At 62.2% G+C, this 23,112-nt stretch carries 27 protein-coding genes; 5 read left to right on the forward strand and 22 right to left on the reverse strand.

What is annotated here, in order from left to right:
* Positions 1-52 precede the first annotated feature (52 nt).
* Together NRG23_RS10050 and NRG23_RS10055 are read left to right on the forward strand one after the other, a co-directional pair.
* A complete protein-coding gene (locus NRG23_RS10050; RefSeq protein WP_038631138.1) occupies positions 53-361 on the forward strand; it encodes a hypothetical protein in 309 nt (102 codons plus the stop codon).
* Positions 362-397: 36 nt separating this feature from the next.
* Positions 398-652, forward strand: a complete 255-nt coding sequence (locus NRG23_RS10055) for a hypothetical protein (protein WP_009042865.1) — start codon at positions 398-400, stop codon at positions 650-652.
* Positions 653-721: 69 nt separating this feature from the next.
* Here NRG23_RS10055 and NRG23_RS10060 read toward each other — a convergent pair whose 3' ends face one another.
* Positions 722-1,702 carry a DUF3829 domain-containing protein gene (locus NRG23_RS10060; protein WP_028683123.1) on the reverse strand — a complete coding sequence of 327 codons (981 nt, stop codon included), beginning with the start codon at positions 1,700-1,702 and terminating at the stop codon, positions 722-724.
* Between the two features lie 400 nt (positions 1,703-2,102).
* On the opposite strand from NRG23_RS10060, the gene NRG23_RS10065 reads away from it, so the two are divergent.
* Positions 2,103-2,483, forward strand: coding sequence for a hypothetical protein (locus NRG23_RS10065; RefSeq protein WP_016702160.1), 381 nt, complete (start codon positions 2,103-2,105; stop codon positions 2,481-2,483).
* Positions 2,484-2,553: 70 nt separating this feature from the next.
* Here NRG23_RS10065 and NRG23_RS10070 read toward each other — a convergent pair whose 3' ends face one another.
* From NRG23_RS10070 to NRG23_RS10105, 8 genes are all read right to left on the reverse strand, one after another.
* Positions 2,554-3,486 (reverse strand): PfkB family carbohydrate kinase, encoded by a 933-nt coding sequence (locus tag NRG23_RS10070; protein WP_257374586.1) that lies wholly within the window; start codon positions 3,484-3,486, stop codon positions 2,554-2,556.
* Positions 3,479-4,945, reverse strand: coding sequence for a cytosine permease (locus tag NRG23_RS10075; RefSeq protein ID WP_009047846.1), 1,467 nt, complete (start codon positions 4,943-4,945; stop codon positions 3,479-3,481). The genes NRG23_RS10070 and NRG23_RS10075 overlap by 8 nt, the downstream gene beginning before the upstream one ends.
* Positions 4,946-5,105: 160 nt before the next feature.
* Entirely contained in the window at positions 5,106-6,104 is a 999-nt protein-coding gene (locus tag NRG23_RS10080) for an ADP-ribosylglycohydrolase family protein (RefSeq protein ID WP_016702162.1), read from the reverse strand.
* On the reverse strand, positions 6,101-6,814 hold the full coding sequence (locus tag NRG23_RS10085; RefSeq protein ID WP_016702163.1) for a GntR family transcriptional regulator: 714 nt from the start codon (positions 6,812-6,814) through the stop codon (positions 6,101-6,103). The genes NRG23_RS10080 and NRG23_RS10085 overlap by 4 nt, the downstream gene beginning before the upstream one ends.
* A 70-nt stretch (positions 6,815-6,884) precedes the next feature.
* Complete coding sequence (locus NRG23_RS10090; protein WP_257374587.1) at positions 6,885-7,448, reverse strand: DUF1285 domain-containing protein; 564 nt, start codon at positions 7,446-7,448, stop codon at positions 6,885-6,887.
* Positions 7,449-7,469: 21 nt separating this feature from the next.
* Complete coding sequence (locus tag NRG23_RS10095) at positions 7,470-8,072, reverse strand: DUF4823 domain-containing protein (RefSeq protein ID WP_009042857.1); 603 nt, start codon at positions 8,070-8,072, stop codon at positions 7,470-7,472.
* A gap of 224 nt (positions 8,073-8,296) precedes the next feature.
* Positions 8,297-9,265, reverse strand: a complete 969-nt coding sequence (locus tag NRG23_RS10100) for a GTP 3',8-cyclase MoaA (RefSeq protein WP_009047842.1) — start codon at positions 9,263-9,265, stop codon at positions 8,297-8,299.
* Positions 9,266-9,404: 139 nt separating this feature from the next.
* Positions 9,405-10,043 (reverse strand): TetR/AcrR family transcriptional regulator, encoded by a 639-nt coding sequence (locus NRG23_RS10105; RefSeq protein WP_007928069.1) that lies wholly within the window; start codon positions 10,041-10,043, stop codon positions 9,405-9,407.
* 78 nt (positions 10,044-10,121) lie between these two features.
* Between NRG23_RS10105 and NRG23_RS10110 the strand changes: the two genes are divergently transcribed.
* The gene (locus NRG23_RS10110; RefSeq protein WP_103331015.1) at positions 10,122-11,255 is read left to right on the forward strand and encodes an aminotransferase class V-fold PLP-dependent enzyme; all 1,134 of its coding nucleotides are present in this window, start codon (positions 10,122-10,124) and stop codon (positions 11,253-11,255) included.
* Positions 11,256-11,472: 217 nt separating this feature from the next.
* Here NRG23_RS10110 and NRG23_RS10115 read toward each other — a convergent pair whose 3' ends face one another.
* The 12 genes from NRG23_RS10115 to NRG23_RS10170 form a co-directional block, all read right to left on the reverse strand.
* Positions 11,473-12,258, reverse strand: a complete 786-nt coding sequence (locus tag NRG23_RS10115) for a TatD family hydrolase (RefSeq protein WP_007928065.1) — start codon at positions 12,256-12,258, stop codon at positions 11,473-11,475.
* Positions 12,259-12,340: 82 nt separating this feature from the next.
* A complete protein-coding gene (locus tag NRG23_RS10120) occupies positions 12,341-13,327 on the reverse strand; it encodes a DNA polymerase III subunit delta' (RefSeq protein WP_016702167.1) in 987 nt (328 codons plus the stop codon).
* The gene (gene tmk / locus NRG23_RS10125) at positions 13,320-13,952 is read right to left on the reverse strand and encodes a dTMP kinase (protein WP_257374588.1); all 633 of its coding nucleotides are present in this window, start codon (positions 13,950-13,952) and stop codon (positions 13,320-13,322) included. The genes NRG23_RS10120 and tmk overlap by 8 nt, the downstream gene beginning before the upstream one ends.
* A gap of 19 nt (positions 13,953-13,971) precedes the next feature.
* Positions 13,972-15,204: an endolytic transglycosylase MltG gene (mltG, locus tag NRG23_RS10130; RefSeq protein WP_009047838.1), complete on the reverse strand. Its 1,233-nt coding sequence runs from the start codon at positions 15,202-15,204 to the stop codon at positions 13,972-13,974.
* Positions 15,205-15,207: 3 nt separating this feature from the next.
* Entirely contained in the window at positions 15,208-16,023 is an 816-nt protein-coding gene (pabC, locus tag NRG23_RS10135; protein WP_038631123.1) for an aminodeoxychorismate lyase, read from the reverse strand.
* A complete protein-coding gene (gene fabF / locus NRG23_RS10140; protein ID WP_009047836.1) occupies positions 16,023-17,267 on the reverse strand; it encodes a beta-ketoacyl-ACP synthase II in 1,245 nt (414 codons plus the stop codon). Before fabF ends, pabC begins: the two co-directional genes overlap by 1 nt.
* 111 nt (positions 17,268-17,378) lie before the next feature.
* Entirely contained in the window at positions 17,379-17,615 is a 237-nt protein-coding gene (acpP, locus tag NRG23_RS10145; RefSeq protein WP_003175607.1) for an acyl carrier protein, read from the reverse strand.
* 197 nt (positions 17,616-17,812) lie between these two features.
* Positions 17,813-18,553: a 3-oxoacyl-ACP reductase FabG gene (fabG, locus tag NRG23_RS10150; RefSeq protein ID WP_009047835.1), complete on the reverse strand. Its 741-nt coding sequence runs from the start codon at positions 18,551-18,553 to the stop codon at positions 17,813-17,815.
* Between the two features lie 16 nt (positions 18,554-18,569).
* Positions 18,570-19,508: an ACP S-malonyltransferase gene (fabD, locus tag NRG23_RS10155; RefSeq protein ID WP_257374589.1), complete on the reverse strand. Its 939-nt coding sequence runs from the start codon at positions 19,506-19,508 to the stop codon at positions 18,570-18,572.
* 126 nt (positions 19,509-19,634) lie between these two features.
* Positions 19,635-20,645 carry a phosphate acyltransferase PlsX gene (plsX, locus tag NRG23_RS10160; RefSeq protein WP_257374590.1) on the reverse strand — a complete coding sequence of 337 codons (1,011 nt, stop codon included), beginning with the start codon at positions 20,643-20,645 and terminating at the stop codon, positions 19,635-19,637.
* Between the two features lie 3 nt (positions 20,646-20,648).
* Positions 20,649-20,831, reverse strand: a complete 183-nt coding sequence (gene rpmF / locus NRG23_RS10165; protein ID WP_003179396.1) for a 50S ribosomal protein L32 — start codon at positions 20,829-20,831, stop codon at positions 20,649-20,651.
* Between the two features lie 13 nt (positions 20,832-20,844).
* Complete coding sequence (locus tag NRG23_RS10170) at positions 20,845-21,372, reverse strand: YceD family protein (protein ID WP_009047832.1); 528 nt, start codon at positions 21,370-21,372, stop codon at positions 20,845-20,847.
* A 105-nt stretch (positions 21,373-21,477) separates the two neighbouring features.
* On the opposite strand from NRG23_RS10170, the gene NRG23_RS10175 reads away from it, so the two are divergent.
* Positions 21,478-22,056 carry a nucleoside triphosphate pyrophosphatase gene (locus NRG23_RS10175; RefSeq protein WP_257374591.1) on the forward strand — a complete coding sequence of 193 codons (579 nt, stop codon included), beginning with the start codon at positions 21,478-21,480 and terminating at the stop codon, positions 22,054-22,056.
* A gap of 56 nt (positions 22,057-22,112) precedes the next feature.
* Here the strand turns inward: NRG23_RS10175 and sppA are convergent, their stop codons facing one another.
* Positions 22,113-23,102 carry a signal peptide peptidase SppA gene (gene sppA, locus NRG23_RS10180; RefSeq protein ID WP_009047830.1) on the reverse strand — a complete coding sequence of 330 codons (990 nt, stop codon included), beginning with the start codon at positions 23,100-23,102 and terminating at the stop codon, positions 22,113-22,115.
* Positions 23,103-23,112 lie beyond the last annotated feature (10 nt).

Consider the following 23,112-nt stretch of genomic DNA (forward strand, 5'->3'; position numbering starts at 1 on the left):
ACCGGCAGCCCAAGATCAGGTAGCGACTCTAAAAACGAATGGAGGCGACATCATGATCAAATCCAGGCTGACGCTCCTCGCCCTCGCCGGGCTGCTGTCCTCGGCGGCCTTCGCCGGCGCCAGCGGCCCCACCGATCCGGTGGAACGGCCAAAGTCCCCGGCCACCCAAGGCTCGCCGAGCATCAATATCAACCCGCCGCAGGTGGACGAAAGCACCCTGCCCCCCGCCACGGGTACCGATCCGCGCATCCAGGGCAACGACACCGGCCGCGCCGGTACCCTGGACACCGACCCGCCGGACAGCAAGCCGAAAACCACCACCGGCGGCACAGGCTCCGAAGGCCACGGCACCGATCAATGAACCAGGCACGCACCTTTCCCCCACACAGAGGTCCGCATGAACGTCGACAAAGAGCTGGAAAAAGAAGTGCTCACCCGCTTGCTGCACGCCCACCCCAACGGCCTGGGCAAGGAGGTGCTGGATAACTATCGCGGCGAAAGAGTCGTGGCCAGTACCCTGGCAATGTTGCAGGAACGCGGCTTGATCAAGGAGGGCCATGTCACCCTCAACCCGGCGGGCGAACATGCCCTGAACCTGCCGATCAAGCTGACCGCTTCCGGAGTGGAAGCGGCCCGCAAGCTGGACGCCTGATCGAAGGCCCGGGCGTTCGTTTGCGCCCACCGGCACCCGCGTCGCGACGCGGGTGCCGCCAGCGCCGATTCAGCAGGTCGGATGGTTGAAGCGATTGATCATGTTGCCGTAGGTGCGGTTGTAGCGGTTGGCCGAGCGAACGATGCTCGAGCTCTGCATATGCGCCGGCAGGTTCTTCATCGCGCCTTCGGGAGCGCGCTTGTACACCCCGTCCTTGACGTCGCGGATGATCGAACGCGACTGGCCGATGAACTCATTGATTTCCAGCATGCCGCCACCGCACGACTTGCCGCTCTGCGCCGCCTGGGCGCTGACCTTGCCATTCCAGCCCGCGGCCGCGTCGGCCACCAGTGCCAGGGACTTCTCGAAAGCCGCCAGGGCCTGCGGATCGTTCGGTTCGGCGAACAGCGTCTCGGCATCGGCGGTGTTGAGTTTGCCGTAGTAGATCAACCCGGCACGGTAGTAGGCCGCGGTGTCTTTCGGCGCCTCGTCGAAGGCTTGCTTGGTCAGCGCCAGGTCACGCGCGCCAAGGCCGGCGTAGAAGTCCTGCTCCTTTTCGCTGACCGCGGTCAGGGCGGCCAGATAGGCCTGGCTCTGGCGACGGGCCAGCTCGCCGTTGTCGCTCAGGTAGCCCTTGGAAGTCGCGTAGTTCTGCAGCTCATGACTCAGCGGCGAGAGGGTTTTCAGCGCCGCGGAAAAGGCCTGGGCCGCCTGATCCACTTCCGGGATTGGTGTATCGATGGCCAGGGCGCCATCCAGGGCCTGGCTCAGGCGATCGATGAGGATATCGTTGCCGACGCTGAAAGCGCTGATCGGCGCCTTGCCCGCCAAGGCTGGCACCTCGTACTGCTGGTAACGCTGGAGGAACGTCTGGAAGGATTCGCTGATGCTGTTCGCCGCACCGACGTACTGGTTGTATTTATCGATTTCCTGCTGCTTGGCATCGACCTGTGCCGCGGGCTGGCTGACCTTTTCAGTCTTGTCGCCACAACCGGCCAGCAGCACGCTGCCGCCCAACAGGGCCGCAGCCAAAAACATCCGGGTATTCATTGGTTCATTCCTTTAAAAACAGGCCACGACCACACCGCACGGCAGCGGCAGACCGGTGACGGGGTTGGATTTGCGCAACAGGGGATTGATAGCGGGCGTACTGTGTCGATCAGCCGCCCCTGATCTGGGGCGTAAGAATCATCCATGAGCATCTCGCGAAAAGGCCTGACAACTCGTCAGACGCATCCATTTCCGGGGCAGGCATTGTGCGAGACTTCCCCCGCCCTGGCAAACCTCGGGCCGCCCTGGCCTGCCGCTTTTGTGCGCAATGCCGCACTTCTGTGATAGCGATCACACCCCTCTGGCACTGGCGTCGAGAGCCCCATTCGTCGATTCCCGGGCACTTATCGGCCTTTCTCCCGCCCCAACTTCAGGTACCCATTGCCAAAGGAGAGCCCTCATGCCTCGTGGAAGCAAAGCCAAATACACCGCCGAACAGAAGCGCAAGGCCGCACATATCGAAGCCGGCTACGAAGCCAAGGGCGTGCCCAAGGACGAGGCCGAAGCGCGCGCCTGGGCCACGGTGAACAAGCAGTCCGGTGGAGGGGAACGGGCTGGCGGCTCCGGGCAACGCACACCGGCTTCGGAAAAGGCCGCCGCGCGCCACTCCTCGGCCAGGCGTGCCGCCGCCAGCCGTGAGGGGTACGCCCGCAACAGCCAGGCCTCGCTGAGTACCCAGACCAAAGACAGCCTGCTGAAGGAAGCCCGGGTGAAGAACATCCGCGGCCGCTCGACCATGAGCAAGCAGGAGTTGATCGACGCATTGCGCAAGGCGGGATAAACCGCGATCGCGAGCAGTGCTCCCTGTAGGAGCGAGCTTGCTCGCGATCCCCTCACTCCGTCAGCAAGTGTCAGGCGTGGACGCCGTTCCCATTGACCAACGCATCCACCTCCGCCGCCCCCGGCGCGGTGGCCGGGCCCCAGCGGGTCACCGCCAGGGCCGCCGCGGCATTGGCACGACGCGCCGCCTGCAACGGCTCCAGCCCCTGCGCCAGGGCTGCGACGAAGACTCCGGCATGGGCATCGCCAGCGCCGTTGCTGTCCACTGCCTGGACCTTGAAGCCCGGTACATGGGCGCTGTGGCCATGCTGGCTGACCCAGCAGCCTTGCGGGCCGTCCCTGACCACCAGCAACACCTCCTGCGGCAGCCCCTCATGCAGGCGTCGCAGGGCTGCAGCGATGGTCGTGGTCCCGGTGAAGCGCAAGGCCTCGACACTGTTGCTGGTCCAGAGATCGATACGCGGCAGCAGCCGGCGCATCGCCACGGAGTCCGGCGAATCCACCAGCGGGCCCGGATCGAACACCAGCCGGATCGCCCGTGGCAAGGCCAGCAGCCAGTCCAGCAAGGCCTCGGCCTTGCCGGCATGCAGCAGGCTGTAGCCGCTGACATAGACAAAGTCGTCGGCCTGCACCGCGACACCGGCCAGGTCCTGGGCCGACAGTTGGCCTTCCGCCCCGATGTAGGAAATGAAGCTGCGTTCGGCCGTGGCTTCGGTCAGCGCCACGCACAGGCCGGTGTCCTCGGTGCGGCTGGCCTCGAGAGTGACCTGGATGCCCTCGGCACGCATCGCCTCCCGCGCCAGCTCCCCGAAGCGGCCGTTGCCGTGCCGCCCCAGGTACAGCACCGGCAAGCCGTTTCGCTGGGCGGCAGCCATCACGTTGAAGCCGCCACCGGCCTCGAAGCTGGCAGACTGTGCCAGCACGTCGCCGCCGGAGCTCGGCAGGCGGTCTACGGACATCACCAGATCGACGATGACCTGGCCGGTGTGCAGCATTCTAGGCATTGGCATTCTCGACAAAAGCGCCGCGGCGATCCCTGGCCCCACCCAGCACGGCATACACGCCGCCGGCTACCAGGAAGGTGACGATCCAGCCCAGGCCGTTATGGCCCAGCCAGGAATCGGCCAGCGGCCCGGCGAACCAGACGTTCTCGGCGCTGGTGCCGATGGTGGTGAAGCTGAAACCCAGCACTATGGCCAGTGCCCAGGCACCGAAGGCCCGCCATTCGACACCACCGCGATACCAGTAGGCGCTGCTCGGGCTGACGTCCAGCAGGTCCTTGGGGCTGTAGTAGTGACGGTGGATCAGGTCGACCACGAAGATCCCGACCCAGGCGGTGAGAGGCACCGCCAGCAAGGAAATGAAGGTAATGAACGGCCCATAGAAACTCTCGGCGATCAGCATGAAGTAGATGGAGCCGGCGAAGATCGCCACGATGTCCACCACCACCGCGTACACCCGCTTGACCTTGAGCCCCAGGGTCAGGGTGGTCAGGCCGGCCGAGTACACCGACAGGTTGTTCGACAACAGCAGGCCGCCGAAAGCGGTGATCAGGTAGGGCACCGCCATCCAGGTCGGCAGCATGTCGCGGATCGCCACGATCGGGTCGGTGGCCGAGGCCAGGTCATCGTTGCCCACCGACAGCAGGCCACCCAGGGTAATCAGCAGCACCAGCGGAATGCCGGCGCCGAAGGCCGCCGATGCCACCAGGCGCGAGGCCTTGACGCTGCTGTGCTGGTAACGCGACATGTCGGCACCGGTATTGGCCCAGCCGATACCGGTGCCCGCGGCCATGGTGCCGATACCGATGATCATCGCGCTCAACGGCGCCGGGGTGGCGTTGAACACCGCGCTCCAGTCGATGGTGGCGCAGAGGAAGCCGCCCACCAGCAGGTTCAGCGCGCCGAACACATAGGTGGCCCACTTCTGGATCACCAGCAGGGTCGCGTGGCCCAGACCGGAGACGGCCAGGGTCAACAGCACGAAAATGCCGATGAACAGCAGGGTCAGCAGCGGCGCACTCTTGGCTTCCACCGGCGAGCCGAACAGGATCGAACACAGCGACAGCAGGACGAAGGCAGCGGTGGTGGTGTTGACGGTTTCCCAGCCCACCCGCGACATCAGCGACACCAGGGTCGGGCCGATATTGCCGCGCACGCCGAAGATCGCCCGCGATAGCGTCAGGCTCGGCGCCCGCCCGCGACGCCCGGCGATGGAGATGATCCCCACCACCGCGAACGAACCGGCGGCACCGAGGATAGCGACGATGATCGCCTGCCCGATCGACAGGCCACGAAAAGCCACCAGGGTCGCCCCCAGCGGCAAGCCGAGGATGCTGATGTTGGCGGCGAACCAGACCCAGAACAGTTGCAGCGGATGGCCGTTGCACTCGCCTTCCGGCACCGGCTCGATGCCACGGGTTTCCAGCTGCCCGGCACTTTGCCCGGGGTTCGATGCACTCATGAAAACACTCCTGTTGCCTTTGTTGTGATTGTCGGCAATTTCGGAAGTCGATCAGACGTCCCGGCATTCCTCGCCGTATTCCTGCTATCCATGGCAAATAGGCCTCAGCGAGGGCTCGCGCACAGGGGGTGGGAGCCTTGGTCATGCAGCCTCGCGGCCCTTAACGCAGGGCCAGCAGCCCCTGCACCAGCGGTTCGAGATCCAGGTCATTGACCTGCTTGATCTGCTCGATCAAGGCGGCCGGCCAGCACTCCATCCCCTGGCAGGCACCGAGCATCGCGCCGAGGATGGCGGCAATGGTATCGGTGTCGCCCCCCAGGCTGGCGGCCATGCACAGCGCTTCGAACGCCTGCAGTTCGCCGATGGCCACCTGATGCGCCAGGGCAAAGGAGACCACCACCGATTCCTGGGAAGCGACGGAAGTACCGATCAGGTCGTACAGCAGATCGGCCAGCAGCGCCTTGTCGCTTTCGACACTGAGGCTGCGCGCCCAACTGATGCGCGTGGCGATACGCCCGCCGGCCACCCAGTGGCCATGCCGCTCCGCCTCCTGGGCGATCTGCACGCCGACCTGCAAGGCATCGCCCAGCGGCACGCCATTGATCCCGGCGGATACCACCGCCGCCACCGCCGCCGCGCTGGAGATGCCCAGCGTGGTGTTATGGGTGACCTGGCAAGCCTCCACCACCGCACGGATAAAGGCCTGGGCATCGTCGACATTCGCCGCGATGCCCACCGGAGTGATGCGCATCGCCGCGCCGTTGGTGGTGCCATAGCGCCCGGCTTCTTCCGCGGTATGCCCGGCGAGGATCATTTCGATGGCGCGTTTGGTCGAAGGGCCCAGCAGATCCTGGGAGCCCTTGGCCTGCATCGCCGCTTCCCACTCGATCAGGCTGTGGGCCAACGCTGCCGGTTCGATCCGGCCCTTGCCCGCGACCAGCAGGTCGCCGACCAGGATCGCCTGCTCGGTGTCGTCGGTGATCGAGCCCTTGGGCATGTTGGCGGCGATCGGTTGATCGGGGCCGGCGTCTTCCAGGCCGCGAATGGCACCGAAGCGCTGCTTGATCTGCTGCCGGCTCAAGGATTGGGTCGGCATGCCCAGGGCGTCGCCCAGCGCCAGCCCATAAAAGGCGCCCAGAGCGCGGTCCAGGGGAATCATTTCTGCGCTCCGAATTCCAGGTGCAGGCGAAAGTGCAGCGGGTCGAGAAAACTTTCCACCTGCTCCATGAAACGCCCGCGACGGTCATAAGTGGTCCGCAGGGCCTTGAGAAACACACTGCCGGCCGGACGCCCCAACAGTCGGGCCTCTTCTTCACCCAATGGCTCGGCGCCGATCCATTGATCGCCGCGCTCGCCGATGTAGCCGTAGGCGGCCAGGGTAATGGTCAGGGAATCATCGATCAGCCCTACTCGCGGCAGGCTCTCCAGGCCTCCGGTGGCGGGCATCAGGGAACGTTCAAGGGAAACCACGGTGCCGTCGGTAGAGCGCCGGCGCCGGTCCAGGGCGATGAATTGGTCGGTACCGAAACGGCTGAACAGGTCAGGACGTTGAACCGCCTCCAGGCGCAGCAGCTCGGTGTTGATCAGCGCCCCGCTGTCCGCCAGGGCCTGGGCCCAGCCGTTTTGCTGGTCCAGCACCACACCGTCAAAGGTGACGATGGAGCCGACCCCGCTCTGGGTGGCGATGTAGTTGCGGCGTTTGAGTTCGGCCAGGGCCTCACGCAGGGTGCCACGACTCACCGAGAATTCCTGGGCCAACTGATGCTCGCCCGGCAGCAGGAAACCGTCCTCCATGAGGCCGCTTTCGATGCGTCGGATCAGTTCATCGACCACGCGTTTTTTCTTGTCAAATCGAACATGTCTAATCATGTACAAATTGATACCCGAAACGGGATCTTCGTCGCAAGATATTTATTCGGGACACAAGGTATTTCGCAGCTCAGGGCTCCAGGCCGATCGGGAAGAACACCCCGCCGCTCCAGACGCCCAGCCAGTTCTGACCGTCGATCGGACGGCTCACCGCCAGCTCCACCAGTTGGTAGAACACGTTGCGGTGCACCAGTGCTTCCAGGTTGCTGCGCACGTGAACGTAAGGCGCCGGCTCCTGGGTCTGCGGGTCGATCACCACCCGCAGCGGATGCTCGCTGCCGGTGCTGACCTGCTCGTCGACATTGGTGGTAAAGCGCAGGAGTTGCTCCTCACCCCCACCTTCGACCTCCAGGGTGACAGCGACAAAAGGCGCGTCATCGACCTTGATGCCGACCTTTTCCACCGGGGTGATCAGGAAATAGTCGTCGCCGTCGCGGCGAATGATGGTGGAGAACAGCTTGACCATGGGTTTGCGGCCAATGGGGGTACCCAGGTAGTACCAGGTGCCATCGCGGGCGATACGCATATCGATATCGCCACAGAAGTCGGGATTCCACAGGTGGACCGGCGGCAAGCCTTTCTCCGCCTTGGGAATCTGCGCCAACAGATCGTTGGCTTTGCCCGGACCACTCATGCTGCTCTCCTCGTGCTTGGCTTAATCGCTCAAGCCTAACAGGCTGCGGGCGTATTGTTCGAGCGGCGGGCCAAGCAGGTCTTCCGGCTTGTTGTCGTGGAACGTCAGTAAACCGCCACGACTGCGAATCCGCGCGGTGTCGATCAGATACTGGGTACTGGTCTCGATCAGCATGATCTGAATCACGCCGTTGTCGATCCCCAGGCGATCCACGGCTTCCTGGTCGAACCACTCATCGGAGTTGCCGATACGGTCGTCGGCCTTGGCGAAACGGGTGTACAGCAGGTAATGCGCGCCCACTTCACGGGCTTCGGCCATGGCCTGGTCCAGGCCTTCCGGCGCCCGGGCGCGGCGGACCATGGGGAAGTATTCGATAAAGCCCTTGAAGGCTTCCTCGGCCACCACGTTGGGGCGCGGGTAGGCGCTGCCCGGCGGGGCAAAGGCGCCCTGGGCGATGAAAATGAACGAGTCCGGCTGAACGCGGAACGAGTTGGAGCGCTGGGTATTACTGTGATCGAGGAAACCCGCATCACTCATGTGATAGCGAACACCCTCGCCCATATCGCTGACATTCATGCAGCCACCGAGCCCCAAAAAAGCCAGCAGCAAAACCAGGCTACGCATCCTTCCCTCCAGAAGCCGGTGACGGAAAACCGGCGAATGGCCACGAGATGCAGCTTCCGCGCCAGCTCGGGCGCCTGTAGCCGCGGCCGCAGCTGCGAATGGCTGCGCAGCAGCCACAAACCCGGTGAAGGCTATTGGCTGGAGAGAAATGGGTCGTCTGGATTGGCGAGGGCTACGCCCTCGATCGCAGCCGCTACAGAGGACGGGGATCAGAGAGATGGGGTTTAGCCGCCGATGATTTTCATCACCGTCGCCCCACCGGAGAACGCCACATCCTGCTTGTCGCCCAGGGCCTTGACCAGCAGGCGCTGCAAGGCCGGCAAGGCTTGATGGCGCGGCTTGTCCAGCAGGTCGCCGACGTAATGCCGGTTGCTCGACGACAGGCAACCGTGCAACCAGCCGGTGGACGACAACCGCAGGCGCGAGCAGGTCCGGCAGAACGGCACGCTTTCGTTGGCGATCACGCCGAAATGGCCCAGCCCCGGAATTTCATAACGCACGGCCGTGGCATCCACCGGCGCATCGGCCTGCAGGTATTCGTAGCGTTCGCCGATCAGGCTCAGCAACTGCTGCAGGCTGACGAATTGCTGCAGGAAGGCGTTGGAGTCGCTGGCCAGGTGGCCCATGCGCATCAGCTCGATAAAGCGCAGCTCATAACCACGCTCCAGGCAGTAGTCGAGCAACGGCATTACCTGATCCAGGTTCTGCCCGCGCAGCGGCACCATGTTGACCTTGATTTTCATGCCCGCCGCGCGAGCCTGGTCCATGCCGTCGAGCACCGTCGCCAGATCGCCGCCACGGGCGATGCTGCGGAAAGCTGAGGCGTCCAGGGTGTCGAGGGAAACGTTGATGCGCCGGATACCGGCATCCACCAGTAGCGGCAGCTTGCGTGCGAGCAACTGGCCGTTGGTGGTCAGGCTGATGTCTTCCAGGCCCATTTGCCCCACCGCGCCCATGAAGGCTTCGAGTTTCGGGCTGACCAGGGGCTCGCCGCCGGTGATGCGCAGGCGTTCGATGCCTGCCGCCTCGATCAGGTAGGCCACGCCGCGCGCCATGGCTTCGGCCGACAACTCGTCCTGGGCAGCCACCAGCCGCTTGCCGTTGGGCACGCAGTAGGTACAGGCGTAGTTGCAGGCAGAAGTCAGGCTGATACGCAGATTGCGAAAACGCCTGCCTTGACGGTCAACGATCATGGATGACTCCGGCGAAGGAAGAGTGAACCAGCCAAAACCTGACTCAAAAATCAAGTTTTGGCAAGTCCCATGCCTGAGTATATTCCTGGGACACTGCGCCATATAGAGAAATCATGGCGCCATAAGGCGACTGAATGAATCAGCTGCCGGAGCTATCGGGGTCGCGCTTGCGCTTGTTGCCCATGCGCACGCCGATGTCCATCAGGAACTGGAAGAAGCCTTCCTGGTCTTCCAGCACGTTGCTCCAGAACGGCGAGTGGTACAGCGCTACCGCGCCGTGCACCAGCGCCCAGGCCGCGCAGTAGTGGAAGTAAGGCGGCACGTCTTCGAGCTTGCCTTCGCTGATGCGGCCCTTGATCAACAAGGTCAGGCGTTCGAAGTTGGAAGCACGGATCTTGTGCAACTCCTCGACCATTTCCGGCACCTGGTTGCCCTTGACCACCTTCTCTTCCAGGCGATCGAACAGCCGGTAACGCTGTGGGTCGCGCATGCGGAATTCGAAGTAGGCCCGGGACAGGGCTTCCTTATCCTTGTCGACATCGGCAGAGTGCAGCAGCTCGTTCAGGTCGCGCTCATAATCGAGCATCAGGCGCAGATAGATCTCCGCCTTGGACTTGAAGTGCTTGTAGATGGTCCCTTTGCCGATACCAACGGCATCAGCGATCATCTCGACGGTGACGCTGTCTTCACCTTGATCGAGGAACAGCTTGAGCGCGGTATCGAGAATTTCTTGCTCGCGGCGACGAAACTCACGGACCTTACGAGGTTCTTTCTGCATAAGAAAAGGTCTGTCGGGGTCAAAATCGAAGCCGCGTATTATGCCTAAATTGCGCCAAAATGCACGGATCATCCGACCATGACTATGTTTCTTGATGAATTTGTACAGGCCCCGGGCCTGCGTTATTTGAACCATGCAGCTGTCGCCCCCTGGCCGAATCGGGCCGCCGAAGCCGTGGCGCGCTTCGCCAAAGAGAACGTTTTGCTGGGTGCGCGGGATTATCCGGACTGGATGGCCCTTGAGCAACGCCTGCGCGAACGCCTGATGCGCCTGCTAAATGCACCGTCAACGGATGACATCGCGCTGGTCAAAAATACTTCGGAAGCGCTGTCATTCGTCGCCTTTGGCCTGTCCTGGGAAAAAGGCGACCAGATCGTCATCAGCGACGAAGAATTCCCCTCCAACCGTATCGTCTGGGAAGCCCTGGCCAGCCAGGGCGTGGAAGTGCTTCAGGTGAGCCTCAAGGGCGACGACCCGGAAGGCGCGCTGCTGGCCGCCTGCGGGCCGCGCACCCGGCTGATGGCGATCAGCGCGGTGCAATTCGCCAGCGGCCTGCGCCTGGACCTGCAGCGCCTGGGCGCCGGTTGCAAACAACAGAACGTGCTGTTCTGCATTGACGCCATCCAGCAACTGGGCGCGCAACCCTTCGATGTCCAGGCCTATCAATGCGACTTTGCCATGGCCGACGGCCACAAATGGATGCTCGGGCCTGAAGGCCTCGGCGTGTTCTATTGCCGCAGCGAGCTGCGCGCGCAGCTCAAGCTCCATGAGTTCGGCTGGCACATGCTGGAACACATGGGCGATTACAGCCGCAGCGAATGGGAACCGGCCAAGAGTGCCCGGCGCTTCGAATGCGGCAGCCCGAACATGCTCGGCGCCATGGCCCTGGAAGCCAGCCTGTCGTTATTGGAAGAAGTGGGCATGGAGCACGTGGCGACCTTGATCGCCGAACGGGTCCAGTGGCTTCAGGACGGCTTGAATGCTATCCCCGGCGTACGCCTGCACACCCCGCTCAACCCTGCCCGTCGCGGCGGAATTTTCTCGTTCAGTATCGATGGCATCGATAATCAGGCGGTTTATGAGGCGCTGCAACAGCAACAGGTGGTGTGCATCCCCCGCGGCCCCGGAGTTAGATTTTCACCGCATTTCTATACCGAAAAACGCGTGATCGACGAAACTCTCGCCATTGTGGCTGACATCGCCCGGCAATGAGAACTCAAGCGAAGCGCTCGTATTCCAAATTTGTTTAAAAAACGAGCAAGGCCAACTGGACTGAATTCAATAGTGATCAATACTTGAACTGTCGGCGTGACATCTCCCCCAAGTGAAGCGCCGATGAAGGTACCAAGGGATGGCGTGCCTTTGTTTTACTCCTAATGGTCTTAACCCGGATTCACCCCCCAGAACCCGGGTTTTTTTTGCCTGCGATTCAGCCCTTGACGTGCGCCAGCGGGAACAGACGCTTGAAGTTCTCGGTGGTCTGCTCGGCAAAACGCTCGTAGGGCTCCCCACGCAACATGGCCAGGAACTCGGCGACTTCACGCACATACTGCGGCAGGTTGGGCTTGCCGCGATAAGGAATCGGCGCCAGGTACGGCGAATCGGTTTCCACCAGCAAACGGTCGGCCGGCACCTGGCGTGCCACGTCCCGCAGCGCATCGGCATTGCGGAAGGTGACGATTCCAGACAGGGAAATGTAGAAACCCAGGTCCAGAGCGGCCTTGGCCATGTCCCAGTCTTCGGTGAAGCAGTGCAGGACCCCGGCTTGCGGCAACGCCGCTTCGCGCAGCAGGGTCAGGGTATCGGCGCGCGCGCCACGGGTATGGACGATCACCGGCTTGCCGGTCTGCTGGGCGGCTTGCAGATGCAGGCGGAAAGACTCCTGCTGCAACTGCGCGGCTTCCGGTTCGTAGTGGTAATCCAGGCCGGTCTCGCCGATGGCCACCACCCGCGGGTGGTTCAGTTCCTGCAGCAGCCAGTCGAGGGCTGGTGCGGCGCCGGGCTGGACATCCAGGGGATGGACACCCACCGAGCAGTCGACATCGTCATAACGCTCGGCCAGGGCTTTGACGTCGGCCGCATTGTCGGCACTGACGCCAATACACAGGAAATGCCCGACACCGCGCTGACGAGCCGCGTCCAGGGCGGCGTCAAGGGAGCCGTCGTGCGCGGCAAGGTCGAGGCGATCGAGGTGACAATGGGAATCTACAAGCATAAGAAGCGACAACCACATTCGGTCAATGAACAGGCCGGCCCGAGCGGCAGCCGGCGATTCGGTTTGTTTCCAGGTGCCGCCGTCAGTTGCGGCCAGGCAGTGCGGCCCACTGCACCAGCAAGGCTTCGAGCAACAGCACCCGATTGAGGTTGGCCTTGTTCAACACCTTCTGGCGTTGCGCAAGGATCCAGTCCTGGATCTCCAGAACCTTGGCCTGGGAGGATTTCTGCGCGAGGTACTGCACCACTTTGCGCATATCGGCCAACCCCAGCCCCTCCTCGTCCTGCGTCAGCTGATAACGCAGGATCAGGCTCGACCAGTCGCAAAACCAGTCGAACAGCAACAGCAAGGGTATCGCATTCCAGCCTTCGGCCAGCTGGGTCGGCGATTGCTGCTGCTTGAGCAACTTCTTCACCCCGTCGACCACCTGCGCCCGCTGCTCGCGCGCGCCCTGGGCTTGCAGGCTGACAGCTGCCAGGGGCGAACCGGCCGCCAGGGTCAACAGCTCGACCCGCTCCTCTTCCGAGCAGTCCGGCAGGGCCTTGCTCAGCCATTGCAGGCTCATGGCCTCACTGGGCAGAGGACAGGCCTGCTGCACGCAGCGACTCTTGATGGTCGGCAACAAGCGGCTCGGCTGGTGGCTGACCAGCAGCAACACCGTATCGCCGGACGGCTCTTCGAGGCTTTTCAGCAGCGCGTTGGAAGCGTTGATGTTCATCGACTCCACCGGCTCGATCAGCACCACCTTGCGCCCGCCCAGCTGCGCGGTCTGCACCACGAAGCTGACCAATTCGCGCACCTGATCGACCTTGATCGCCTTGTCCGCTTCTTCCGGCTCCAGCACGTAGTTGTCCGGGTGGCTGCCGGCCTGCAGCAGCAGGCACGATTTGCACTGCCCGCAGGCATCCAGCCCCGCCGGATGCTGGCACAGCAGGCGCGCCATCAGGCGCTCGGCCAGCGCACGCTTGCCGATGCCCGCCGGACCATGGAGCAGATAGGCATGGGCATGCTGGGCACGGCCCGCCAGTTGCTGCCAGAGCTCGTCCTGCCAGGGAAAGGCCTCAGCCACGGTGCAACTCCAGCAATTTCGGCAACAGGGCGTCCAGCGCCTGCTGGACCCGGGACAGTGGTTGCGCCGCATCCACCAACAGGTAACGCGCCGGGTCGGCCGCCGCACGCTTCAGGTAGGCCTGGCGTACCGCGTCGAAGAACACCCGGCCTTCCAGCTCGAAACGATCCAGGCGACCACGGGCGCTGGCGCGGGCCAGACCCACTTCGACCGGCAGGTCGAACACCAGGGTCAAATCAGGCCGCAGCTCACCCTGAACGAACTGCTCCAGGGTCGCGATGCGCTCGACGGACAAACCACGACCACCGCCCTGGTAGGCGTAGGTGGAATCGGTAAAACGGTCGCACAACACCACTGCGCCACGCGCCAGTGCCGGACGAATCACCTCGGCCAGATGCTGGGCGCGCGCGGCGAACACCAGCAACAACTCGGTATCAGGATTCATGACCTCGTCGCCGGGGGTCAGCAGCACCTCGCGGATCCGCTCGGCCAAAGGCGTGCCGCCCGGCTCGCGGGTCAGCAAGACCTCGATGCCGGCCGCGCGCAGGCGCTCGGCCAGGTATTCGCGGTTGGTGCTTTTACCCGCGCCTTCCGGGCCTTCCAGAGTAATAAACAAGCCAGTCACAGGCAGTCCTTAATCAAAGTCATTGCGGGCTTTTCGGCTCGGGCTCGACGGGAGTTTCGACCGGTGCTTGCGGCGATGCTTCCGGGCTCACCTGGGGAGCCTCCTGAGAGGGCTCTTGAGGAGGCTCTTGAGGCGCCACCTGCGGAACCGCCTCGGGCGCCGTATCGGGCGACGGCGCCGGAGTCGACTCCGGAGTCTCGGAAGCTGCCGGGCTGCCCGTCGGTGCCGGGCTGGAACGATAATCGGCGCGACGCTTGAGCTGGAACTCGCGCACGGCATTGTTGTGCGCATCCAGATCATCGGAGAACACGTGACTGCCATCGCCACGCGCCACGAAATACAGACTGCTGCCCGGCACCGGGTTGAGCGCGGCATGGATCGCCTCGCGGCCAACCATGGCGATCGGGGTCGGCGGCAAGCCACTGATCACGTAGGTATTGTAAGGGGTCGCTTCCTTCAGCAGAGCGCGGGTCAACTTACCGTTGTAACGCTCGCCCAGACCATAGATCACCGTCGGATCGGTTTGCAGCAACATGCCAACCTGCATGCGGCGCACGAATACCCCGGCAATCTGTCCACGCTCCTGGGGCACGCCGGTTTCCTTCTCCACCAGCGAGGCCATGATCAGCGCCTGATAAGGCTCGGTGTAAGGCACATCGGCCGAGCGCTTGTTCCATTCCTTGGCCAGCACCTCGTCCAGGCGGTTGTAGGCCTTTTCCAACAGCTCGGCATCGGTCATCCCGCGCACGAAACGGTAGGTATCGGGAAAGAACCGGCCCTCGGGGAAAACGCCGCCGTGGCCGAGCTTTTCCATGACTTCGCTGTCACTCAACCCATTCAGGGTCTGCTCGAGCTTGTCATGCCTGGCCAGCGCGGCACGCACCTGGCGGAAGGTCCAGCCCTCCACCAGGGTCAGGCTGTACTGCACCACTTCACCGCGCTGCCAGACCCCGATCAGGCCTTGCGCGGTCATCCCAGGAGTCATGCGGTATTCGCCGCTGTGCAGCGGCTGCCCTTCCATATTGAAGCGCCAGTACAGGCGCAGCCAGAACGCGTCCTTGAGAACGCCATTGGCTTCCATACGGTTGAAGGTACCGCCAGGCGTCGAACCGGCCGGCACGTCGAGCAATTGCTCTTGGGTCAGGTTGAGAGGCTGCTCCAGCGCCGAATTCAACTTCCAGGCCGAGGCGCCCAGCGCCAGACCTGCCAGAACCAGTCCGGTCTCCAGCAGAAGCAATAGTTTACGTCTCACAAATCAGGCATCCAGTAGCGTGCGGGCAATGCGTTGCAGTTTACGGGTGAGCGGTCCGGCCGACCAGCGCAGCGCGCCACAGGCAAGCACCGGCCAAATGCCATAAACGCTGTTGCAGACAAAGACTTCGTCGGCCTGTTGCAACTGTTCGAGACTGATGTCGGCGATTTCCGTGGGGATCCCCAACGACGCGGCCTGAAACAATATTTCAGCGCGCATCACTCCGGCGACCCCGCAACGGCTCAAATCGGCCGTGAACAAGGCACCGTCGCGCACCAGGAACAGATTGCTGAACACCCCCTCGATCACCCGTCCGGAAACATCGAGCATCAAGCCTTCGGCATGCTCGCTGTCCTGCCACTCGGAACGGGCGAGAACCTGCTCCAGTCGGTTGAGGTGCTTGAGGCCGGCGAGCAGGGGCTGCTCGGACAAACGGGTGGTGCAAGGGAACAGTCGAATCCCCAGCTCGGCATGCTCTGCCGGGTAAGCCGCTGGCGCATTGCCTTGGAGGATTCGCCGCGGCTGCGCTCGCGGGTCGGCGGCATAACCGCGCAGGCTATCGCCACGGGTGAGGATCAGCTTGAGCACGCCCTCCCCCAGCAGCGAGGCGTAGGCCGTGAGTTCGCTGCGGATCAAGGCTTGATCGGCAGCGATGGCCAGACGCGAACAGCCCTCGGCCAGGCGCAGCAGGTGTCGCTCCAGCAACAAGGGCTGGCCCGCCTTCACCGCGATGGTCTCGAACAGACCATCGCCATAAGCCAGGCCGCGGTCCTTGAGCGACAGAACGTCAGCCGGCTGACCGTCGACCCAGCTGTCCATCAGCCGGCGAACCGGCGGAACACCAGGGAGCCGTTGGTACCACCAAACCCGAAGGAGTTGGACAACACCACGTCGATGTCCATGTTGCGTGCGGTGTGCGGCACGAAATCCAGGTCGCAACCTTCGTCCGGCTCATCGAGGTTGATGGTCGGCGGCGCTGCCTGGCTGTTGATCGCCAGCACGCTGAAGATGGCCTCGATCGCGCCCGCCGCACCCAGCAGGTGGCCGGTCATGGACTTGGTGGAGCTGATGGCCAGTTTGTAGGCGTGATCGCCGAACACGCTCTTGATCGCCTCGGCTTCCGCCAGGTCACCGGCAGGGGTCGAGGTACCGTGGGCGTTGATGTACTGCACCTGCTCGACGTTCAGCTTGGCGTCACGCAGCGCATTGGCGATACAGCGCGCCGCACCGGCGCCATCGGCGGGTGGCGAAGTCATGTGGTAGGCGTCGCCGCTCATGCCAAAACCGATCAGTTCGGCATAGATGGTCGCGCCACGGGCCTTGGCGTGCTCCAGTTCTTCGAGCACCAGCGCGCCGGCACCGTCGGACAGCACGAAGCCATCACGGCCTTTGTCCCAAGGACGGCTGGCACGGGTCGGCTCGTCGTTACGGGTCGACAGCGCGCGGGATGCGCCAAAGCCGCCCATGCCCAGGCCGCAGGCGGCCATTTCAGCGCCACCGGCGATCATCACGTCGGCTTCGCCAAAGGCAATGTTGCGGGCCGCCATGCCAATGCAGTGGGTTCCCGTGGTACAGGCCGTGGAAATGGCGTAGTTCGGCCCCTGGGCACCCAGATGGATGGACAGGAATCCGGAAATCATATTGATGATCGAGCCAGGCACGAAGAACGGAGAAATTCGACGCGGGCCAGATTCATGCAGCGTGCGGCTGGTTTCTTCGATATTGGTCAAACCGCCAATACCCGAACCCATGGCAACGCCGATTCGCTCACGGTTGGCATCGGTCACTTCCAGGCCGGCATTACGCACTGCCTGAAAACCGGCCGCCAAGCCGTATTGAATGAACAGGTCGAGCTTGCGGGCCTCTTTGACCGACAGGTACTCCTCGACATTGAAGCCTTTTACCGAGCCGCCAAAACGGGTGGAATAGGCAGAAAGGTCGGTGTGTTCGATCAGACCAATGCCACTGCGGCCAGCCAGAATGCCCTGCCAGCTGCTCGGAACATCCGTACCCAGTGGCGACAACATACCCATACCGGTGACTACGACGCGTCTACGCGACACAGCACTCTCCTTTTTTCTAATGACGACACTTTGCATCAGGCCTAAAGAAAAAACCGCACGCCGTGACGGCAGTGCGGTTTTTCCATGACAGCAAAAGACGACTAAATACGATTAAGCCTGGTGGCTGGTAACGTAGTCGATAGCTGCTTGAACGGTAGTGATCTTTTCAGCTTCTTCGTCAGGGATTTCGGTCTCGAATTCCTCTTCCAGAGCCATCACCAGCTCAACGGTGTCAAGGGAGTCGGCACCCAGGTCTTCAACGAAGGAAGCGGTGTTAACAACTTCTTCTTCCTTAACGCCCAGTTGCTCAGCAACGATTTTCTTGACGCGCTCTTCGATGGTGCTCATACCTTGTTTTCACTCCTAATGGACAAATTCAGGCAGCTGGCCAGTGGGTAAGTGTATAGAAAGGCTTTTCAGCTTTTCAACTGAAAGCTTCACTCCTCAAACCCTTTGGCCACCTGCCCTATAAATTGATTGCAGCTTTATAACGGATTTTAGACAGCTCGTATGACATTTTTTTGAAGCAATCCGTCACATTTAACTCACATGTACATCCCGCCGTTCACCGGGATTGTAGCCCCGGTCACGTATGCCGCACCGTCGGATGCAAGAAAAGCGACCACTTGCGCGATCTCTTGAGCCTGCCCCAGACGACCCAGCGGAATTTGGGTTTGCAGCGCTTCACGCTGCGCTTCAGGCAAATCGCGGGTCATGTCGGTATCGATGAAACCCGGGGTCACCGAGTTCACGGTAATCGACCGCGAGCCAACCTCACGCGCCAGAGCACGGCTGAAACCTTCCAGACCGGCCTTGGCGGTGGCGTAGTTTACTTGGCCAGCGTTGCCCATGGCACCCACCACCGAACCAATACTGATGATTCGACCCCAGCGAGCCTTGGTCATGCCGCGCAGAACGCCCTTGGACAGGCGATACAGACTGTTCAGGTTGGTATCGATCACGTCGTACCACTCGTCGTCTTTCATGCGCATCATCAGGTTGTCACGGGTAATACCGGCGTTGTTCACCAGGATCGCCGGCGCGCCGAACTGCTCCTGAATGCTGGCCAGTACGGCAGCAACGGACTCGTCGCTGGTGACGTTGAGCTCAAGGCCGGTGCCTTGAATGCCGTTTTCCTTCAAGGTGGCAGCAATGCCCTCGGCACCCGAAGCGGAAGTTGCGGTACCCACAACGATCGCGCCCAGGCGACCCAGTTCAAGGGCGATGGCCTGGCCAATACCGCGGCTGGCGCCGGTAACCAATGCAACTTTACCTTGCAGACTCATGCAGGCTTCTCCTAATTCAGACCAACACTGCGCGAGCGGCAGCGAAGGCATCTGGGGTGTTCAGGTTAGAGGTCGATACGCCTTCGGCGCAGCGCTTGTTGAGACCCGCCAGGACCTTGCCCGGACCGCACTCGACCAATTGGGTAGCGCCCTTGGCCGCCAGAGTCTGCACCGACTCCACCCAACGCACCGGCTTGTACAGCTGTTCCAGCAGGTCGCGCTTGAGGGTTTCGAGATCCGGCGCCACATCGGCGCTGACGTTCTGTACCAATGGAATCTGTGGTGCCTGCCAGTTGATGGCGGCAATCGACTCGGCGAAGCGCTCGGCGGCCGGACGCATCAGCTCGCAGTGCGATGGCACGCTGACCGGCAATGGCATGGCGCGCTTGGCGCCACGCGCCTTGCAACCCTCGATGGCGCGCTCGACAGCGGCCTTGGCACCGGCGATCACTACCTGGCCCGGGGAGTTGAAGTTGACCGCGCTGACCACTTCACCTTGTGCGGCTTCGGCACAAGCGGCCAGCACATCGGCATCTTCCAGGCCGAGAATCGCCGCCATGCCACCCTGCCCCGCAGGAACGGCTTCCTGCATCAATTGACCGCGACGCTCTACCAGCTTCACGGCCTCGCCCAGAGTCAGACTGCCAGCGGCAACCAGTGCGCTGTATTCACCCAGGCTGTGGCCGGCGACGAATGCCGGGCGCGCACCGCCTTCCGCCAGCCACAGACGCCACAGGGCGATGGAGGCTGTCAGGATGGCCGGTTGGGTTTTATCGGTTTGATTGAGCAGCTCTTCGGGACCCTCTTGGGTCAAGGCCCAGAGATCGTAGCCCAGAGCATCGGAAGCTTCTTTGAAGGTTTCGAGGATCAACGGGTACTGCGCGCCCAACTCGGCCAACATGCCGAGGGACTGCGAGCCCTGTCCTGGAAAGACGAATGCGAGGGATGCAGACATGTAACAAGCCCCTAATGATCTTGTCGTCGGAGAATTGACGCCGCACCGTGGTGGACGCAAGAAACTGAGAGTTGGATGGCCAATTGAACTGAGCGGTCACATTTAAGCATTTCCGAGTGCAAACGCCTAAAGCAACAGATCTTCGAGCCGGCCGTGCAGGCGCTCCGGGAGGTTTTCCTGGATCTCAATCAATGCCCGTTGAATCGCACTCTGGAAGCCTTGAACCCCTGCCGAACCGTGGCTTTTCACGACTATTCCCTGCAAGCCGAGAAAGCTCGCACCATTATGCCGCGCCGGCGCCAGATCGGCCTGCAGGCGCCGCATCAGCGGCAACGCCAGGGCGCCGACCACACGGGAAACCGCGTTTTGCTTGAACAGCGATTCGATACGCGCAGCAATCATGGTCGCCAACCCCTCGCTGGACTTGAGCAGGATATTGCCGACAAAACCGTCGCATACCACCACATCCGCCTCGCCGCGATACAAGCCGTCACCCTCGACAAAACCGATGTAATTCAGCCCCCTGGCATTCTGCAACAGGCTCGCCGCCAGCTTGACCTGCTGATTGCCCTTGATGTCTTCGGTACCGATGTTGAGCAATGCCACTCGCGGACGAACGACCCCCAATGTCTCGGCCGCCACCGATCCCATGACAGCGAACTGGAACAGGTGCTCGGCACTGCAATCGACATTGGCACCCAGATCCAGCAGCTGACAATAACCGCGCTGGGTCGGAATGGCCGCCACCATCGCCGGACGATCGATGCCCGGAAGGGTTTTCAGCACATAGCGCGACAACGCCATCAGCGCTCCGGTATTGCCGGCACTGACACAGGCCTGGACCTTGCCATCGCGCAGCAGCTCGAGCGCCACCCGCATGGAGGAATCCGGCTTGCCACGCAGAGCCTGGGAAGGCTTTTCATCCATGCCAATGACTTCTGCGGCGGGCACAACCGTCAGGCGCGCGCGATCCACAGCCGAATGACCGGAAATCAGTTCTTCTAGAAGGAAAGGTTGGCCGATGAGGGCCAGGTGCAACGAGGGGGTGGCAGACAGGCAAGCAAGGCTGGCCTGAACAATGCTGCGGGGACCGAAGTCCCCGCCCATTGCGTCAATCGCGATGACTTGAGCGGACAAGGATTACTCGTCAGCGCCCTTGTCGATCACTTTACGACCACGGTATACGCCTTCTGGCGATACGTGGTGACGCAGGTGAACTTCACCAGTGGTCTTTTCTACGGACAGGGTGCTAGCCTCGAGAGCGTCGTGCGAACGACGCATGTCACGGGCAGAGCGGGATTTTTTGTTCTGCTGAACAGCCATAATTGATTAACTCCTAAACGTTTGGGTCACGCTTTAACTGCGCCAATACACTGAACGGGTTGGACCGCGTTACCTCGTCCTCGCTCGGTTCGGGCTCATCGAGACCCGCCGGCTGCTGGCATTCTTCCGGATGATGAGCAGGCACGATGGGCAAGGCGAGCAAAAGCTCCTCCTCGATCAAAGCCTGCAGATCCAAAGGATCTTCGCCCAGTTCCAGCACGTCATAACCTTTCGGCAACGACTGGGTATTCGCACCCTCCTTCACCACAGCATAACTGCACTCGCTATGGATCGGCAGGGTGACCAGCTCAAGACAACGCTGGCAAACCATTTTGACTTCGACGTCGATGGAGCTGTGGATAACTACAGCTTTACGTTCGTCACGCTCGAAAACGAATTTAGCCTGCACCGTACCGACATTGTCGGAAAGCGGGTCGCAGAGTCTCTCCAAATCAGCCAGCAGCAGTTCACCTTGGAGGGTGGTGCCACGGTCAGCCAATTTGCGCGGGTCAACGTGAGGTGGAATCGGGTCATTCAACATAGGCGCAGCATTATAGGGATGCCCCCGGCCATGTCAAAGGAAATTCAGCCCTGTCCGTCACTTGCAAGCCCCGCTAGAATTCGCGGCCAGCCTCAGGAGATGCGCATGCTGCCTTTATTACTTGCCTCAAGCTCGGCCTACCGCCGCGAATTGCTCACCCGCCTGCGCCTGCCATTCACCTGCTGCTCACCGGATATCGATGAAAGCCACCGTCCCGCGGAATCCGCCACCGAGCTGGTCAAGCGTCTCGCCGAAGAGAAAGCCCGAGCGCTGGCCGCCACTCACCCAGGACACCTGATCATTGGCTCGGACCAGGTCGCGGTGCTCGGCGAGCGCATTATCGGCAAGCCCCACACTTTCGAAAAGGCGCGCGAACAGTTGCTCGCTGCCAGCGGCGCCAGCGTGACCTTTCTCACCGGCCTGGCCCTGCTCAACAGCAAGAGCGGCCATTGCCAGGTCGACTGCGTACCCTTCACCGTGCACATGCGCGACTTGAACCCCGCCCGCATCGAGCGCTACCTGCACGCGGAACAGCCTTATGACTGCGCCGGCAGTTTCAAGGCCGAGGGCCTGGGCATCAGCCTGTTCCGCAGCACCGAGGGCAGCGACGCCAGCAGCCTGATCGGCCTGCCACTGATCCGCCTGGTAGACATGCTGTTCGCCGAAGGCGTGGAAATCCCCTGACCGACCACCCATAAAAAAGCCGGCCACAAGGCCGGCTTTTTTTGAAAGCAGCGCATTCAGCGCAGCGTTGGCCCCTGAAACCCCATCCACATGGCCAGATGCTCGGCAACACTGGCACCCAGCTTTCTCGAGAAGCGATCGAAAGGCGACTCCTGAACGGTGAAGTCCACCAACTCCTTCTCGCCGACCACATCCCGGGCAACCGAGCTGGCACTGCCCAGACCATCGATCAAGCCCAACTGCAGCGCCTGCTCGCCGGACCAGACCAGACCGGAGAACAGCTCCGGATGCTCCTTGTCCTTGAGACGCTCGCCACGCCCCTGCTTGACGCTGGCGATGAACTGGCGATGAGTGGTATCCAGCACGCCCTGCCAGAACTGGGTTTCCTCGGGCTTCTGCGGCTGGAACGGGTCCAGGAACGACTTGTGCTCACCCGAGGTGTAGGTACGACGCTCCACCCCCAGCTTCTCCATGGTGCCGACGAAACCATAACCGGCTGCCGTGACACCGATAGAACCTACCAGACTCGCCTTGTCCGCGTAGATCTGATCGGCAGCACTGGCAATGTAGTAGGCGCCGGAAGCCCCCAGATCGGAAATAACCGCATAGACCTTGATATCCGGATGCAGGCCGCGCAGACGACGGATTTCGTCATAGACATAACCCGACTGCACCGGACTGCCGCCAGGGCTGTTGATACGCAGCACAATGCCCTTGACCTTCGAATCCTCGAAAGCGGCACGCAAGCCGGTCACGATGTTGTCGGCGCTCGCCGATTCCTTGTCCGCGATCACACCCGTCACCTCGATCAATGCCGTGTAACCGGCCCCGCGGGTGGCGGTTTTTTCCATATCCATCAACGGCGTAAACAGCGCCAGGGCCACAAGCAGATAAACAAAGGTCAGGAGCTTGAAGAAAATCCCCCAGCGCCGTGAGCGCCGCTGCTCCTGCACACCGGCCAGCAGGGTCTTTTCCAGCAGCTTCCAGCTCTTGTCGTCAGCACTGTCGGCAGCCGATTTGCTCGGCGCTTTCCATTCGTCGCTCATGCTTCTTTAC

The organism is Pseudomonas sp. T8, assembly GCF_024610635.1.
GTDB classification, from domain to species: domain Bacteria; phylum Pseudomonadota; class Gammaproteobacteria; order Pseudomonadales; family Pseudomonadaceae; genus Aquipseudomonas; species Aquipseudomonas chlororaphis_I.

Bases quoted from the DNA above. Each gene is read 5' to 3' on its own strand.
- rpmF (WP_003179396.1), bottom strand. From the start codon at position 20,831: ATGGCTGTTCAGCAGAACAAAAAATCCCGCTCTGCCCGTGACATGCGT.
- NRG23_RS10060 (WP_028683123.1), bottom strand. From the start codon at position 1,702: ATGAATACCCGGATGTTTTTGGCTGCGGCCCTGTTGGGCGGCAGCGTG.
- NRG23_RS10085 (WP_016702163.1), bottom strand. From the start codon at position 6,814: ATGATTAGACATGTTCGATTTGACAAGAAAAAACGCGTGGTCGATGAA.
- sppA (WP_009047830.1), bottom strand. From the start codon at position 23,102: ATGAGCGACGAATGGAAAGCGCCGAGCAAATCGGCTGCCGACAGTGCT.
- NRG23_RS10065 (WP_016702160.1), top strand. From the start codon at position 2,103: ATGCCTCGTGGAAGCAAAGCCAAATACACCGCCGAACAGAAGCGCAAG.
- NRG23_RS10070 (WP_257374586.1), bottom strand. From the start codon at position 3,486: ATGCCTAGAATGCTGCACACCGGCCAGGTCATCGTCGATCTGGTGATG.
- NRG23_RS10170 (WP_009047832.1), bottom strand. From the start codon at position 21,372: ATGTTGAATGACCCGATTCCACCTCACGTTGACCCGCGCAAATTGGCT.
- acpP (WP_003175607.1), bottom strand. From the start codon at position 17,615: ATGAGCACCATCGAAGAGCGCGTCAAGAAAATCGTTGCTGAGCAACTG.
- NRG23_RS10095 (WP_009042857.1), bottom strand. From the start codon at position 8,072: ATGCGTAGCCTGGTTTTGCTGCTGGCTTTTTTGGGGCTCGGTGGCTGC.
- NRG23_RS10050 (WP_038631138.1), top strand. From the start codon at position 53: ATGATCAAATCCAGGCTGACGCTCCTCGCCCTCGCCGGGCTGCTGTCC.
- fabG (WP_009047835.1), bottom strand. From the start codon at position 18,553: ATGAGTCTGCAAGGTAAAGTTGCATTGGTTACCGGCGCCAGCCGCGGT.
- NRG23_RS10175 (WP_257374591.1), top strand. From the start codon at position 21,478: ATGCTGCCTTTATTACTTGCCTCAAGCTCGGCCTACCGCCGCGAATTG.
- NRG23_RS10105 (WP_007928069.1), bottom strand. From the start codon at position 10,043: ATGCAGAAAGAACCTCGTAAGGTCCGTGAGTTTCGTCGCCGCGAGCAA.
- NRG23_RS10075 (WP_009047846.1), bottom strand. From the start codon at position 4,945: ATGAGTGCATCGAACCCCGGGCAAAGTGCCGGGCAGCTGGAAACCCGT.
- NRG23_RS10055 (WP_009042865.1), top strand. From the start codon at position 398: ATGAACGTCGACAAAGAGCTGGAAAAAGAAGTGCTCACCCGCTTGCTG.
- fabD (WP_257374589.1), bottom strand. From the start codon at position 19,508: ATGTCTGCATCCCTCGCATTCGTCTTTCCAGGACAGGGCTCGCAGTCC.
- NRG23_RS10090 (WP_257374587.1), bottom strand. From the start codon at position 7,448: ATGAGTGGTCCGGGCAAAGCCAACGATCTGTTGGCGCAGATTCCCAAG.
- pabC (WP_038631123.1), bottom strand. From the start codon at position 16,023: ATGGACAGCTGGGTCGACGGTCAGCCGGCTGACGTTCTGTCGCTCAAG.
- NRG23_RS10100 (WP_009047842.1), bottom strand. From the start codon at position 9,265: ATGATCGTTGACCGTCAAGGCAGGCGTTTTCGCAATCTGCGTATCAGC.
- NRG23_RS10110 (WP_103331015.1), top strand. From the start codon at position 10,122: ATGACTATGTTTCTTGATGAATTTGTACAGGCCCCGGGCCTGCGTTAT.
- NRG23_RS10115 (WP_007928065.1), bottom strand. From the start codon at position 12,258: ATGCTTGTAGATTCCCATTGTCACCTCGATCGCCTCGACCTTGCCGCG.
- NRG23_RS10080 (WP_016702162.1), bottom strand. From the start codon at position 6,104: ATGATTCCCCTGGACCGCGCTCTGGGCGCCTTTTATGGGCTGGCGCTG.